Below are 13,733 nucleotides of genomic sequence, written 5' to 3'. Positions count from 1 at the left end.
ATTAGAACTGAGCATTTAGTTACGCTTACTAATCTTTGCTATCGACATAAAGCTAAACAAAATTACTAAAATGCCAACAAATTGCACCTTTACATGATAAAGAGGATCAAAATAATTTGTTTCGAATTGAAACACGTGTGGCCAGGGCATGAACTGTCCTTTTGTGACGACCTCGAGCAAGGTGTACATAAGTAGAAGGGAGAGTGCATATTCAAACCGTTTTGTCCAAAGTATAAGTGTCATACCGAAAAATAGAAAGAGCAATATCAACTCTATATGGTGTAGAAAAACGATTGTTGGTATATCGACATCATTGAACAATAGTGTCCCGGTTAAAACTAAATAACCAACGAAATAGAGTAATAGAAAGCGAAGAATATCCATTACAAGCCACTTACGGTAGTAGGGAACTAATGTATCGTATGCACCTTCATCAAAAATCGGCTGAAAATGTAAGATGACCGTCCAAGCAATCCAAGGAATAAATGCTGTCTGGATAACTTGAATGCCATATTGCATCGGATTGAACAAAACATATGATTCTAGTGCAACAAACATAATTAGAGGAAGAAGCATTGCGATTCCATGAAGTCTCCAATCAAACCAAAATAATCTTTTGAACGCTAGGCTTCTTTTCATTTCGAACCTCGCATTACCATCAAGTAACCGTCCATCAGTTTGGGTTCAATGTCCGACGAAGAGGCTGCGGCTTCTTCTAAATAGCGAACCTCGATTTGCTCACCGTGTTCATTAAGATCAACGACTCGTTCGTCCTGCATCCATCCACCAAGTTCCTCAAGGGAGACCTTTACGCTCGAAAGATGACCTCTAGCTAAATTCTTCAGTTCTAACGGTGTTCCTTCAAATCGAACGATTCCATTTTGTAGAATTCCGATTTTAGTACACAAAAACTCAATGTCTTCGACAATATGCGAAGAAATGATGATAGTGTGATCTTCGCCTAATTCACGTAGTAAATTTCTGAAACGAATTCGTTCTTCGATATCTAGTCCAGCTGTTGGTTCATCAAACACAAGGATTTTAGGCTTGCGTAATAAAAGCTGTGCGATACCCACACGCCGACGCATTCCACCAGATAAATCATTCATTCGCATGTCTCTCTTATCTTGAAGATTCACGCGGTGAAGGGCTTCGTCTACTTTTTCTTGACGCTCTGATTCTGTAGTAATACCTTGTAATAAAGCAAGATGAAGAAGTACATCTTCCACTTTGAGACTAGGATAGATATTAAAGTCTTGTGGTAAAAATCCGACTTCTCTCGAAACATCCGCATATTTTCTCTTCACAACGGACTTTCCGTCGATACTAATTTGTCCTCCAGAAACGGAAGTCAGTCCACATAGTACTTTCATCAAAGTCGTTTTCCCTGCTCCGTTTGGACCTAATAGACCAAAAATCCCTTCGATTTCAAGCGAAACATGGTGTAAAATTTGTTTCTTTCGATAGGATTTTGAGAGATGTTGTAACTGGATCATGACTCCATACTCCTTTGCACTCTATTTTTCCGTCTCGTTTAATTCTGAGTACCATTTTTTCAACAATATTAAATATTAATTGTTGCTTATGGTCATAGTCCATAAATTCTTTAATCCAACGCTCTACTTTCTTCATATCTAAGTTAGATTGTTGGAGGAAAAATGGATCCACCTCTATTGGCTCTAGTTTTAATTCTGTTTGAATCCAATAAGAGAAGGCAGCGTTGAATACTTTCCATTTGGGTTGTACCTTCACTTCACTTGAACTATTTGACCAAAGAATTCCTGGCACATAAGTTGCCACTACTTCACTTAAGCTTTGATCCAAACGAAGTGTCGTTCCAATCTGCAACAAGAGATGCGCATCATCAAGATAACTGTTTCGTTCTTCGTTTGGAGAAACAAGGATAATTTTTTTAGGTACTACCGTTTGTTTATCAAATGTTCGCTGCAATACAGCGTTAGTTTGTTCTAATGTTTTTTGGACCGATTGCCAGTAAGTTTGTGGCATTGACCACGAGTCATCTGTAACGAGTTCATGATCTTTATACTCAAAAACTGCAAGATGTCCTTGCATCATCGTTACACCAGCTACACGACCTATTAAAGATCGCTCTCCCTGTCTTTTTAAGTTCGTTGTGATATCTTTCGGGATATCTCCCGAGATTTTAATATCACTCATTTTTTGTCGATCTCCGATAAGATCTAACGTTCCAACACCTAAACGATTGATTGGCTGAGACTGTCGAACAGGATACCAGTTTAATGTAGCAGGCAAATACCATGTATCTTTTGTAAGAGCAAAATATGGGCTATTTTTTATGTCGTAACGAACTTTAACATTCGTAGTAGAACCATCTGACGAAATCGGAAAAGAGATAAAGTCGCCTTGACGCTTAAATTTAACTTTCCTGTTGTTTACTATTACAGCGTTTACGTCGTATTCATGCCACAAAGAAAGACTGATAGATTGTTTCTGAGAAACTTTCATTAACATATCAGCTTCTACTTTTAATGCGTTGGTTTCTTGTACCATATTTAAGTTCATCTTTTGAATCATATAATCAAGAGCACCCTTTTCAGGAACAAAGGTATACGGGGGTTTATAGTGCTTCGATAAATCAGAATCAAAACTGCGATCAAAACTCAATTGATTGTTCGCGAGTGCAAAGGGAGATACAAAAACAAGGACTCCTAATCCAAGTATGGAGAAAACTACTGTCAAAATTCTTTTAGAAGCTCTCAAGTGCCATTGTCCAACTAAAAGAAATAACAAGACGCATTGCAGTGATATATGAAGAATATTTTTTATAAAAAGAGCTTCATTTCCGAGAAACCCACTGAGTTGTGCATGGATATGCCCTGGTTGAATAGGACCAATAAACAATAGACTACGTATTCCCTCGAATCCACCTTTGTAGAAATAGTCAGAGAAGAATTCGGTATTTAATGGACCAATCAATACCCATACGAGAAAGAGTGCCAACATGCCAGTCTTTTTCTTTCCAAATATCAGTGCACAGTTGATTCCCCATAATGCTGTTAGAATGAGCGGTAATAAGTAAAAAATCACAGCATGCTCTAAAATATCAAGTTGAAACGTAGACCATGGAATCTCTTGATTCTGATAGTAGATGAACAAACCTAATATACCTATCAAGAGAGTTGTCCCTACAAAAATGACATGATTGAGAAGGATTGAAAAAATTCGCTGATATTGTATGGTGACGATATCCGGGAAGAGTATGCTTTGTCGATACTGAACTTCTTCAGAGACAAGTCGATACATATAGACGGCGACTAGTAACATCATTCCTTGTACAGGAATAACAAACCCATTCAAGAGGCTTGCATAATCCATGTACACATACTCCTCCCGGATGTCGGCGATGATCTTCATTCCAATACTAAAAGGAAACAGAAGTAAGGAGAATACGTAAAAATAACTTTTAATCATCTGTAATCCGTAAAATTTTAGTAGATCTTTTACAATGATTTTCTGCACTTTTTTCACCTCTTTATTTTACTTGTGATAGTTACCTATTATCACAAGTAAGTTTTTAATAGTAGTGCTACTATCTTCTTTGTAGTTCATCAACAAAAAACTAAGAATAATGGGGAAAACCATTATTCTCTCAAACTAATACTAAATGAGAGAGACAATTCTACAGCTTTGCAAAGAAATAAGTCTGTCCTTTTCAAGGTTGACACGTATTTGAGTGTATTTTTAAACCATCCATTACTTTAGGTAAAGAAGAAGCGGAGTTCATAGTCCCTTCAGTCTTAGTCATCAAATCTATCCACACTAAATTGAACGTAATAAATTGGAATTACAAAAAGACATTTTCGAAATAGTGCGTAACACTACAAACAAAGAGCTTTAATCAAAGAATCGACAGGGATCAGATTTTGACTAAAGAAAAGCTCGTAACTCAAAAATAAAAAGAGATGAATAACACGAATTTAAAGATAATACGACAGATTCGGAGAGTAGTTGTTGAGAAGAAAAGGAAAAGTAATTTGGATATTTATGCTATACATCATATGATCATTTTGGCTTCGTTCTTGAAGTAATCGTAATAGCTAGCGATACCTTATTACGAAGTGGAGTTTTAATCTAAATAGCCCTGAATCCTAATGATCCAGGGCTGTTTTCGTGTGTCTTAATATGTAAGCGACCCAGCGATGATCAAACCGATCGAAATCGATAAGAAGAGGAGCAGCAAGCCGACTGCTTCGTTGTTCGCATCAATCTCTTTCGTCATGCTCAAACGTGGGATTAGTAAATCCGCGAGATAGAATAAGACGATTTGTAAGACGATCGCGAGTGCGCCCCATAACACCATATCGAGAATGCTGACAGAGTTCGAGATACTCGAATAGAGGACGATGGCAAGACCAAGAATACGTCCACCGAAAGCGTAGACGGCCGCTTTCTTTCCGTTACGGATGAGTTCGAGCTCCTTCGATTTCGTCGTCACCTCGAACAAGACGACACCGATTGCTAGTAGTACGGTCGCGACACCGATATACGAGAGCGTTGAAAGGAATAGATCACTGAATGTCATGCTGGTACCTCCATCATGATTTTTTATTTTTTTTGCGTTGTTCGTATGCAACATACAATTCAAGCAGTGCTCCGACGAGAATACCTGCTGATACATACAAATAGAAGTTGTCACCAATGAATCCGAACAAGAGACCTAAAATGAGGCCGATCAGGATATAGGGACCTTTTGCTAACTTCATGCCAATCACCTACCTCTTCTTTAAAGGTAGCGGATTTCAGAGGTGGCGTCCATCGTTATTCTTGAAAGCTGACGGCAGATTCTGCATTAGGAGAAAACAGGACGACTTGATTCCGTCCTTGTTGTTTTGCCTGATAGAGGGCAGCATCCGCATCCAGTAGAAGATCGTCGATTTGCAGTGTCGTCTCATCGTACGCGGCTAAACCAAACGATGCTGTGAGCGATAGCTCTGTCGTCGCTAGTCGGAACGGACTAGAAGCAATCCGTTCACGTAATTGCTCTGCTAAAGGCAAGACTTCAGCAAGCGGAACACCCTCGAACAGGACTGAAAACTCCTCACCACCGTTACGGGATAAATACCCGCTTTCTGCCACTCCATCGCGCAGTCGATTGGCGAACTGCCGTAGCACCTCATCGCCCGCCTCATGTCCATACGTATCGTTGACCTGTTTAAAATGATCAATATCGATCGTCAACAACACGACCGACTGTTTGGTTAGAATCAATCGCTGTTTGACATCCGTGAAGTATTCATTGAAGGCGCGTGAATTATTTAATCCTGTCAAAAAGTCGAGTTGCGCTTTTTGCCGAAGCATCCGTATTGATTGTTTGGTCAACCGAATATCACGGATGATCACTAGGGCGAGCCAACTACTGACGAAAGAAGCAGGAATGACGACTGCCATCACTTCAATTAGAAGAATCTGTTTCGGTAAGACAATCCATAAGACAAGAGCGTGTAAAGCCGTCGCATAGATTGTCACGAGTGTGAATGTTCGTTTTGCATAGGGTGGCATCTCGCGAACGATTAAGCTTGTTCCTAAGGCAACGGCGACGATGAAACCGAATGCGGTGAAGGCTGCTAGATTCGTTCCTAAACTGAAACGATAGATGATGATCGCGATCGTCACGATCGTTGTCGGGATGGCGCCACCAAAGTAGGCAGCGACGACGACCGGAATATGACGCAAATCAACCATGACGCCAGGTGCTGCTTCAATCGTCATCTGCATGAGTAATAAAGAGATGACACTTAGGGCAAGACCATACAACACGCGCGTCGGACGTGGGGAGTCACGGGTGATCGGGAGCGGTGATAATTTTCCTAGCAGATAGAAACCAGCCATTAATAGCGTCACGTTATGCAAGACATCAAAAAGGATGCTTTTCATGAAATGTCCATCCTTTCAAATAAAAAGTACGTTACTTAAAAGACATACGCCATAAAAGGACTAACTCCTGTTCCTTGAAAAAATAATCTATCTGATGCAATTGTGTCTATAATGTGAACTTATGATTTCTATAAGCTGTACTTATAGTTTGACGGAATTTAATTGACCTCCTCGACACTGCGTTGTTAAATGATGAAGAAGCGATATGAAAGCGCTTACTAAAATCGAAGGAGATCTACTTATGGAACTTGTCATCATTCTTCTTGCCTTATCCTTATTGATGTTCGTTGCCTATCGTGGTTTTTCGGTCATCCTATTTGCGCCAATCTGTGCCTTGTTCGCCGTCCTACTGACGAACCCGGATTGGGTGTTACCCTTCTTCTCGAATATCTTCATGGAAAAGATGGTCGGCTTCATCAAGGCGTACTTCCCGGTCTTCCTCCTCGGAGCGATTTTCGGAAAAGTCGTTGAGATGTCTGGTATCGCAGAATCGATCGCAAAGACGATCATCCGCATGATCGGTGCGAAACGCGCCATTCTTGCCATCGTCTTACTCGGCGCCATTCTTACATATAGCGGTGTCAGCCTGTTCGTTGTCGTCTTCGCTGTTTATCCGTTCGCAGCGAACTTGTTCCGCGAAGCGAACATCCCGAAGCGCCTCATACCGGGAACAATCGCTCTTGGTGCATTCACGTTCACGATGGATGCCTTACCAGGAACACCACAGATTCAAAACGTCATCCCAACGACGTTCTTCAAAACGGATATCTACGCTGCACCGATCATGGGAACGGTCGGTGGATTGTTCATCCTAGTCGTCGGCATGTGGTACCTCGAGTCACGCAAGAAAAAAGCCCATCAAGCGGGGGAAGGATACGCTGGATTTGAAGCAACAGCTGCAAGTGCCGCACCGCAGATGGAGTTGAAGAACGAACCAGAAATGACGCTCGAGACGGATCGTCAACCGGTCTATCGGCAAGTCCTTGCCTTCGTCCCACTGGTCCTCGTTGCCGTCATGAACAAAGTCTTCACACTCTCGATTCCGAAATGGTATCCAGAAGGGTTCGATTTTTCAGCAATTGGTCTAGAAGCATTCGGAAAGATCGAGACGCCGGCCGTTCTTGCAATCTGGTCCGTCCAAATGGCGTTATTGATCGGAATTCTCGCAGCGATGCTGTATGACTTCCCGAAGATCAAGACGAATTTCCAAGCTGGTCTGAACGTCAGTATCGGTGGCGCGCTCCTAGCGGTCATGAATACAGGTGCTGAGTATGGTTTCGGAGGCGTCATCGCAGCATTGCCAGGATTCAAATCCGTCTCAAGCGGGATCTCAGAGACATTTACGAATCCGCTTGTCAACGGAGCTGTCACGACGACAACGCTTGCCGGCGTCACGGGTTCCGCATCGGGTGGAATGGGGATTGCGTTAAGTGCGATGTCGGATAAATATACGCAAGCCATCACATCAGGCGGCGTGCCACCGGAAGTCATGCATCGCGTCATCTCGATGGCGTCCGGTGGGATGGATACGTTACCGCATAACGGTGCCGTCATCACGTTACTTGCCGTTACGGGGCTGACGCATCGTCAGTCGTATAAGGACATCTTCATGATTACGATTCTCAAGACAGTGACGGTCTTCTTGATGATCGGATTGTATAGTTTGACTGGCTTGTACTAAGGATTTTTAAAGGGGGCATCATTAGATGAAACAGGGGAAAGTATACGCATCATTCGCGGAAGCAACAGCAGACATCTTTGACGGGGCGACGCTAGTCGTAGGGGGCTTCGGACTCTGCGGAATCCCGGAAAAATCAATTACTGCGTTGCAAGAGAAGGGCGTCAAGGATTTGACGGTCGTCAGTAACAACTGTGGCGTCGATGACTTCGGACTCGGTCTCCTCTTGCAGACGCGACAAATCAAGAAGATGATTTCGTCGTATGTCGGGGAAAACAAGACGTTCGAGCAACAATACCTCAGTGGCGAGATCGAAGTCGATCTCGTCCCACAAGGTACACTTGCGGAACGTATCCGTGCCGGTGGAGCTGGTATTCCCGGTTTCTATACACCAACAGGCGTCGGCACACCGATTGCTGAAGGGAAGGAACAAAAAGAGTTCGATGGAAAAACGTATCTGCTCGAAGAAGGAATCGTCGGCGATTTTGCGATCGTCAAGGCATGGAAAGCAGATCGTCTCGGAAATCTCGTCTTCCGAAAGACATCACGCAACTTTAATCCGATCGTTGCGACAGCCGGAAAAGTAACAATCGTTGAAGTCGAAGAACTGGTCGAAGTCGGTGAACTCGATCCGAATGAGATTCATACACCTGCTGTCTACGTCCAGCGCATCGTCGTCGGAACGGATTATGAAAAACGCATCGAACGCCGGACTGTCCGGGAAGCTTGAGGAGGAGACGGATATGAAAACGACACGAGAGATCATCATTGAACGCGCACTTCAGGAAATCGAAGACGGGATGTACGTCAACCTCGGGATCGGAATTCCGACATTGATCGCCAATGCGATTCCGGACGATATGCATGTGATGCTCCAATCCGAAAACGGACTGCTTGGGATCGGACCGTATCCGCTTGATCATGAAGTCGATGCCGATGAAATCAATGCCGGCAAAGAAACGGTCACGGCACAATCCGGTGCATCTTACTTCGACAGTGCCGAATCGTTCGCGATGATTCGCGGTGGGCACATCGACCTCGCGATCCTCGGCGGGATGGAAGTCGATCAGAACGGTGACCTCGCGAACTGGATGATTCCGGGCAAGATGGTCAAAGGCATGGGGGGAGCGATGGATCTCGTCAACGGAGCGAAACGCGTCGTCATCATCATGGAGCATGTCAACAAACACGGCGAATCGAAAGTCAAACAGGCGTGTACTTTGCCGTTGACAGGACGCGCTGTCGTCAACCGTTTGATTACGGACCGGGCCGTCTTTGATTTCACACCGGACGGAATGGTCTTGATCGAGACGCTGAATGGTCATACGGTCGAAGACGTCAAACAAGTCACGGAAGCACGATTCACGGTCAGTCCGGAACTCGAGCGCGTGACGGTAGGGGAGTGAAGCAGATGGTTCAAGGAGATATCGTACTCGTCACAGGTGCAGGAAGCGGAATTGGTCTAGAAATCTCAAAGGCGTTTGCTGCGGCAGGAGCGAAGGTCGTCGTAACGGACGTTCGCGCGGAAGCAGCAGAAGTGGCGGCGGCAGCGATTCGCGCAGCTGGTCATGAAGCGGTCGGTATGACACTCAACGTCACCGATGAAGCACAGGTCGAAGCCGTCTTGAAGCAGACGGTCGAACAGTTTGGTCGACTCGATGTCTTGATCAATAACGCGGGTCTTCAACACGTCTCACCAATTGAAGAGTTTCCGACGGAGAAGTTCGAATTGATGATCAAGATCATGTTGACGGCGCCGTTCATCGCTATCAAACATGCCTTTCCGATCATGAAGGAACAAGGCTACGGACGGATTCTTAACATGGCATCGATCAATGGTTTGATCGGTTTTGCCGGGAAGGCGGCGTATAACTCGGCGAAGCATGGGTTGCTCGGCTTGACGAAGGTCGCAGCCCTTGAAGGAGCAGAACACGGAATCACCGTCAACGCGATTTGCCCGGGGTACGTCGATACACCACTTGTCCGCAATCAGATGGAAGACTTAGCGAAGACGCGTCACGTCGAGCTTGAGAAGGTACTCGAGGAAGTCATCTATCCGCTCGTTCCACAAAAACGGTTGCTCGCCGTCGAGGAAATCGCGGATTATGCATTGTTCCTCGCGAGCCGTAAAGCAAAAGGGATCACGGGACAAGCGAACGTACTCGATGGAGGATATACGATTCAATAAGGAGATGGAGCAGATGAGTGAAGCAGTCGTCATCGTCAGTGCGACGCGCACGGCGATCGGAAATTTTAATGGGAGTTTGAAGGACGTCAAAGCAACGGAACTCGGAGCGACAGTCATCCGCGCAGCACTTGAAAAAGCAGGTGTCGCTGGGAATCACGTCGACGAAGTCTTTTTCGGTAACGTTCTCTCAGCAGGACTTGGTCAAAATCCAGCACGGCAAGCGGCACTCGCTGCCGGATTACCGGAGACATGTCCAGCGATGACCGTTAACAAGGTCTGCGGATCCGGTCTCTCGGCCGTCCATCTCGCGTATCAGGCGATCAAGTCGGGCGAAGCCGATGTCATCGTTGCCGGTGGGATGGAGAACATGAGCCAAGCGCCGTATGTCCTATCGGGCGCACGGTCTGGGCTGAAGATGGGTGACCAACCGCTCGTCGATACGATCATCCAGGATGGACTTGAGTGTGCGTTTAATGACTATCACATGGGAATCACGGCAGAGAATTTAGCCGACGCCTATGAACTTTCCCGCGAAGCCCAGGATCAGTTCGCGGCGACGAGTCAGCAAAAAGCGCAGACGGCATTAGCGGAAGAACGGTTCGTCTCGGAAATCACGCCAGTGTTGATTCCACAACGAAAAGGCGACCCGATCCGTTTTGATCAAGATGAGTTTCCGCGTGCCGGAACATCTGTCGAAACACTCAGTCGTTTGCGCCCGGCATTCAAAAAGGACGGAACGGTCACGGCAGGCAATGCATCTGGCATCAATGACGGGGCTGCGGCGCTCGTCATCATGTCCGCGACAAAGGCAAAAGAACTCGGCGTGACACCACTCGTTGAGATCGTTGCGAACGGAACGTCCGGTGTCGACCCGAGCATCATGGGAATCGGTCCCGTCCAAGCGGTCCAAAAGGCACTCGATAAAGCGGGACTGACGCTTGACGAGATCGATGTCATCGAAGCGAACGAAGCGTTCGCGGCACAATCTCTCGCGGTCGATGCGGAGCTACAGTTCCCGCATGAGAAACTCAACCGCAACGGCGGTGCGATCGCGCTCGGTCATCCGATCGGTGCGAGTGGGGCGCGGATTCTCGTTACGTTGATCCATGAACTCGAGCGGACCGGTGAGACGCATGGTCTTGCGACGTTATGCGTCGGGGGCGGTCAAGGGGTAGCGACGATCGTCAAAAAATACGAAGATTAACTAATAAAGCACGAGACGAAGGAGATGCATGCTCCCGTTGTCTCGTGCTTTTTTGATGTTTTTAGCGAATCGTTAACCTCTTCTTATAACTGCTTTTTTCGAGAATTTGTACAGATGACATCCGTGACCATTCCTTCAAGGAAATCTCGGGATGTTGTTTTACGAAGTCGGAGACTATCATGTAGCCGAGTCTGTATTTCACGAACGCTGGAATTTGTTTTTCGTAATTTCCAAAGAACAGATCATCCGTCGTCAATCGTTCCGCATTCAGCTCCGAAATCACATGCTCTAAGGTGTGGTCAAGTAAAGGAGCAATAGCTTCCGATGATTCCACAGGATAAAGCTTGTGGGCAAAGAATTCTGCTTTTCCTTCGAGGATGATGTAATCGAGCATCGTCGCACGATTCGGTTCATCGAGGGCAACGGTATGATGGTACTCATGCGCCGTTGTGTTGCGTAATGATGTTTCCGAAAAATCCTTCAAGAAGAACAGACTCATCGAATTGTTTCCTTGCGCGACACCGCTGACACCACCATAACGCTTGGCATCATCATGCTCGATTGGTGTCGTCGGGGAGACGAAGACGACGAGCTTCTCATCCCGTGGAAGTTGTTTCATCGAAGTCAGGAGACTGGACTTGATCTGTTTCATGATGCGCTGATGGTGTTTTTTCAAATATGTATTCATCTGCTTTAAGTCCTTGATGTTCTCCGATGGCTGTTCATAGAGGCTAGGAACGGGCATCGCTTGGAGCTGTTCTTGTTTGATGACGCTATTTTTAGCGCCCAATACATATTTTTTAAATAGTGCCTCATTGTCCTCTGGATGTTTCGAAGCCGCTTGAATGTAATCGTCATACGCCTTGTACAAAGGAACGATTTGAATCTCTTGTTTCTCATGCGTAAACGAGATGTCATACGTCTTTGGTTTTTCGGCAGCGGGGGAACAACTGGCAAGTAAAAGGGTGGCGCTAAGAAGATAGATCGATTTCATAGAAAAACCTCCTGTTTAATTATCCATATATTTACTTTCTTCATGAAACCTTTTAATCCTACTACGTCATATGAACTTATGAATCCGATTTCATGCTTCGACGCACAGACGTAACAAATTCTATAGACCGTAGTTCTACCAAACTTTCTGCGCAATTTTCAGAATATTCTCCAGATAAACTCCTAGCACGAGCTCTTAAACGTATGGTATCCTTTCGAACGAAGTACTTCATCTGCTTAGGGAGCGAGATGAAGTCGATCATCATCAGTGGGGGTTTATTATGTCTAAAACTGTTCCAACATCATTTATCATCGTCATCGGCATGATGCTCTTCGCCTTATTCTTCGGGGCAGGAAATCTCATCTTTCCGCCGATGCTCGGACAGCTCGCAGGGGAGCATGTCTGGGTCGCCAATGCCGGATTCCTCGTCACCGGTGTCGGTCTACCATTGCTTGCGATTCTCGCATTCGCGTTTTCAGGGGAACGCGATCTACAAGCGATGGCGTCACGCGTTCATCCTGCGTTCGGGATCGGGTTCTCGGTCATTCTGTATCTTGCGATCGGGCCATTCTTCGCGATTCCTCGTGCCGGAACGGTCTCGTATGAGATTGGAATCAAGCCGTTCTTCAGTGAATCGACGAGCCACTGGCCGCTGCTCATCTTCACGGTCTTGTTCTACACGGTTGCGTGTCTCTTATCATTGAATCCGACGAAAATCGTCGATGTCGTCGGGAAAGTCCTGACACCGATTAAGATCACGTTCATCGGTCTGTTGATCGTCGTCGCTGTCCTGCATCCGATCGGAAGTTTTCAGAATCCTTTGAAGACATATCAGTCGAATGCCTTCTTTAACGGTTTCCAGGAAGGATATATGACGCTCGATGCACTTGGTGCTTTCGTTTTCGGGATCATCATCATCGCAGCGATCAAGGAAAAAGGTGTCACATCGAAGCGACAGTTACTCTTGATTTGTACGAAAGCGTCATTGATCGCAGCAGCCTTGCTTGCAATCACATACTCGGCGCTTGCCTTCATGGGTGCTTCGAGTGTCTCTGAAATCGGACAACTGGCGAACGGAGCAGAGATCTTGTCTGCTGTGTCCGATTATTACTTTGGTGAATACGGTGCGATTTTACTCGGTCTGATGATCACAGTCGCCTGTATGACGACAAGTGTCGGCTTGATCACGGCCTGTGCGTCGTTCTTCTCGGCACTCGTGCCAAAAATCTCGTACGTCAAATGGACGATTGGTCTATCAGTCTTCAGCGCACTCGTCGCGAACATCGGTCTGAATCAATTACTTGCCGTCTCAAAGCCAGTCTTGATGACACTTTATCCACTGGCAATCTGTCTCATTTTCCTGACATTCTTGCATCCACTCTTTAAAGGCAAACCAGCCGTCTATCAAGGGGCGCTGTGGATGACATTCGTTGTCAGTTTGTTTGATGGATTGAAGACAGCAGGGATTAACGTCTCAGCTGTCACGAAAGTGTTCGACGCGGTATTACCGTTTGCTTCCGTCAGTCTCGGATGGGTCGTTCCAGCCATCATTGGTGGAGCGATTGGAGCAATCGTTGGTAAGAAAACAGCACAGACACAATCGTCGTCGCGTGTAGCTTAAATTAAATCCTTTCACTCAGATTACACTGGGTGAAGGGATTTTTTTATTGTAACGATGAAACGTATTCTAGCAACAGTTGTTGACAAAAAGCGGTAGCATGATGCTATAGTGTTAACGAAAATGATATTCATT

13 protein-coding genes are annotated in these 13,733 nt (G+C 45.6%); 6 read left to right on the top strand and 7 right to left on the bottom strand.

The annotated features are described in order from the left end of the window. Positions 1 to 15: 15 nt before the first annotated feature. The 6 genes from AYO36_RS08520 to AYO36_RS08500 all read right to left on the bottom strand — a co-directional run bounded on the left by AYO36_RS08520 (position 16) and on the right by AYO36_RS08500 (position 5,916). Entirely contained in the window at positions 16 to 639 is a 624-nt protein-coding gene (locus AYO36_RS08520; RefSeq protein ID WP_064300173.1) for a hypothetical protein, read from the bottom strand. Further along, complete coding sequence (locus tag AYO36_RS08515) at positions 636 to 1,496, bottom strand: ATP-binding cassette domain-containing protein (RefSeq protein WP_064300172.1); 861 nt, start codon at positions 1,494 to 1,496, stop codon at positions 636 to 638. The genes AYO36_RS08520 and AYO36_RS08515 overlap by 4 nt, the downstream gene beginning before the upstream one ends. Beyond that, positions 1,429 to 3,357 (bottom strand): hypothetical protein, encoded by a 1,929-nt coding sequence (locus AYO36_RS08510; protein ID WP_156501843.1) that lies wholly within the window; start codon positions 3,355 to 3,357, stop codon positions 1,429 to 1,431. The genes AYO36_RS08515 and AYO36_RS08510 overlap by 68 nt, the downstream gene beginning before the upstream one ends. An 802-nt stretch (positions 3,358 to 4,159) precedes the next feature. Then, positions 4,160 to 4,564: a DUF350 domain-containing protein gene (locus AYO36_RS08505; protein ID WP_023467822.1), complete on the bottom strand. Its 405-nt coding sequence runs from the start codon at positions 4,562 to 4,564 to the stop codon at positions 4,160 to 4,162. A gap of 13 nt (positions 4,565 to 4,577) precedes the next feature. After that, a complete protein-coding gene (locus AYO36_RS16900) occupies positions 4,578 to 4,745 on the bottom strand; it encodes a hypothetical protein (protein ID WP_023467823.1) in 168 nt (55 codons plus the stop codon). Positions 4,746 to 4,800: 55 nt separating this feature from the next. Then, the gene (locus AYO36_RS08500) at positions 4,801 to 5,916 is read right to left on the bottom strand and encodes a GGDEF domain-containing protein (RefSeq protein WP_064300170.1); all 1,116 of its coding nucleotides are present in this window, start codon (positions 5,914 to 5,916) and stop codon (positions 4,801 to 4,803) included. 241 nt (positions 5,917 to 6,157) lie between these two features. Here AYO36_RS08500 and AYO36_RS08495 point away from each other — a divergent pair, with 241 nt between their 5' ends. The 5 genes from AYO36_RS08495 to AYO36_RS08475 are packed head-to-tail and all read left to right on the top strand — an operon-like array spanning position 6,158 to position 10,986. Next, positions 6,158 to 7,597 (top strand): GntP family permease, encoded by a 1,440-nt coding sequence (locus AYO36_RS08495; RefSeq protein ID WP_035398062.1) that lies wholly within the window; start codon positions 6,158 to 6,160, stop codon positions 7,595 to 7,597. A gap of 25 nt (positions 7,598 to 7,622) precedes the next feature. Beyond that, a complete protein-coding gene (locus tag AYO36_RS08490; RefSeq protein ID WP_029341303.1) occupies positions 7,623 to 8,324 on the top strand; it encodes a CoA transferase subunit A in 702 nt (233 codons plus the stop codon). Between the two features lie 13 nt (positions 8,325 to 8,337). Continuing rightward, complete coding sequence (locus AYO36_RS08485) at positions 8,338 to 9,000, top strand: 3-oxoacid CoA-transferase subunit B (protein ID WP_064300169.1); 663 nt, start codon at positions 8,338 to 8,340, stop codon at positions 8,998 to 9,000. Between the two features lie 5 nt (positions 9,001 to 9,005). Next, on the top strand, positions 9,006 to 9,782 hold the full coding sequence (locus tag AYO36_RS08480) for a 3-hydroxybutyrate dehydrogenase (protein WP_064300168.1): 777 nt from the start codon (positions 9,006 to 9,008) through the stop codon (positions 9,780 to 9,782). 13 nt (positions 9,783 to 9,795) lie between these two features. After that, positions 9,796 to 10,986, top strand: a complete 1,191-nt coding sequence (locus AYO36_RS08475) for an acetyl-CoA C-acetyltransferase (RefSeq protein ID WP_064300167.1) — start codon at positions 9,796 to 9,798, stop codon at positions 10,984 to 10,986. A gap of 61 nt (positions 10,987 to 11,047) precedes the next feature. Here AYO36_RS08475 and AYO36_RS08470 read toward each other — a convergent pair whose 3' ends face one another. Continuing rightward, positions 11,048 to 11,980: a DUF2268 domain-containing putative Zn-dependent protease gene (locus AYO36_RS08470; protein ID WP_064300166.1), complete on the bottom strand. Its 933-nt coding sequence runs from the start codon at positions 11,978 to 11,980 to the stop codon at positions 11,048 to 11,050. A 280-nt stretch (positions 11,981 to 12,260) separates the two neighbouring features. On the opposite strand from AYO36_RS08470, the gene brnQ reads away from it, so the two are divergent. Continuing rightward, positions 12,261 to 13,601 carry a branched-chain amino acid transport system II carrier protein gene (gene brnQ, locus AYO36_RS08465; RefSeq protein WP_064300165.1) on the top strand — a complete coding sequence of 447 codons (1,341 nt, stop codon included), beginning with the start codon at positions 12,261 to 12,263 and terminating at the stop codon, positions 13,599 to 13,601. Positions 13,602 to 13,733: the final 132 nt, after the last annotated feature.

Origin of the sequence: Exiguobacterium sp. KKBO11 (genome assembly GCF_001644945.1) — a bacterium.
Classification (GTDB): domain Bacteria; phylum Bacillota; class Bacilli; order Exiguobacteriales; family Exiguobacteriaceae; genus Exiguobacterium_A; species Exiguobacterium_A abrahamii.
Note: the sequence above shows the minus strand (reverse complement) of the source record. Positions and strands in the feature narration are given on the sequence as shown.

Excerpts from the sequence above, each read along its gene's own strand:
- AYO36_RS08520 (WP_064300173.1), bottom strand. The coding sequence starts at position 639 with ATGAAAAGAAGCCTAGCGTTCAAAAGATTATTTTGGTTTGATTGGAGA.
- AYO36_RS08515 (WP_064300172.1), bottom strand. The coding sequence starts at position 1,496 with ATGATCCAGTTACAACATCTCTCAAAATCCTATCGAAAGAAACAAATT.
- AYO36_RS08510 (WP_156501843.1), bottom strand. The coding sequence starts at position 3,357 with ATGGATTATGCAAGCCTCTTGAATGGGTTTGTTATTCCTGTACAAGGA.
- AYO36_RS08505 (WP_023467822.1), bottom strand. The coding sequence starts at position 4,564 with ATGACATTCAGTGATCTATTCCTTTCAACGCTCTCGTATATCGGTGTC.
- AYO36_RS16900 (WP_023467823.1), bottom strand. The coding sequence starts at position 4,745 with ATGAAGTTAGCAAAAGGTCCCTATATCCTGATCGGCCTCATTTTAGGT.
- AYO36_RS08500 (WP_064300170.1), bottom strand. The coding sequence starts at position 5,916 with ATGAAAAGCATCCTTTTTGATGTCTTGCATAACGTGACGCTATTAATG.
- AYO36_RS08495 (WP_035398062.1), top strand. The coding sequence starts at position 6,158 with ATGGAACTTGTCATCATTCTTCTTGCCTTATCCTTATTGATGTTCGTT.
- AYO36_RS08490 (WP_029341303.1), top strand. The coding sequence starts at position 7,623 with ATGAAACAGGGGAAAGTATACGCATCATTCGCGGAAGCAACAGCAGAC.
- AYO36_RS08485 (WP_064300169.1), top strand. The coding sequence starts at position 8,338 with ATGAAAACGACACGAGAGATCATCATTGAACGCGCACTTCAGGAAATC.
- AYO36_RS08480 (WP_064300168.1), top strand. The coding sequence starts at position 9,006 with ATGGTTCAAGGAGATATCGTACTCGTCACAGGTGCAGGAAGCGGAATT.
- AYO36_RS08475 (WP_064300167.1), top strand. The coding sequence starts at position 9,796 with ATGAGTGAAGCAGTCGTCATCGTCAGTGCGACGCGCACGGCGATCGGA.
- AYO36_RS08470 (WP_064300166.1), bottom strand. The coding sequence starts at position 11,980 with ATGAAATCGATCTATCTTCTTAGCGCCACCCTTTTACTTGCCAGTTGT.
- brnQ (WP_064300165.1), top strand. The coding sequence starts at position 12,261 with ATGTCTAAAACTGTTCCAACATCATTTATCATCGTCATCGGCATGATG.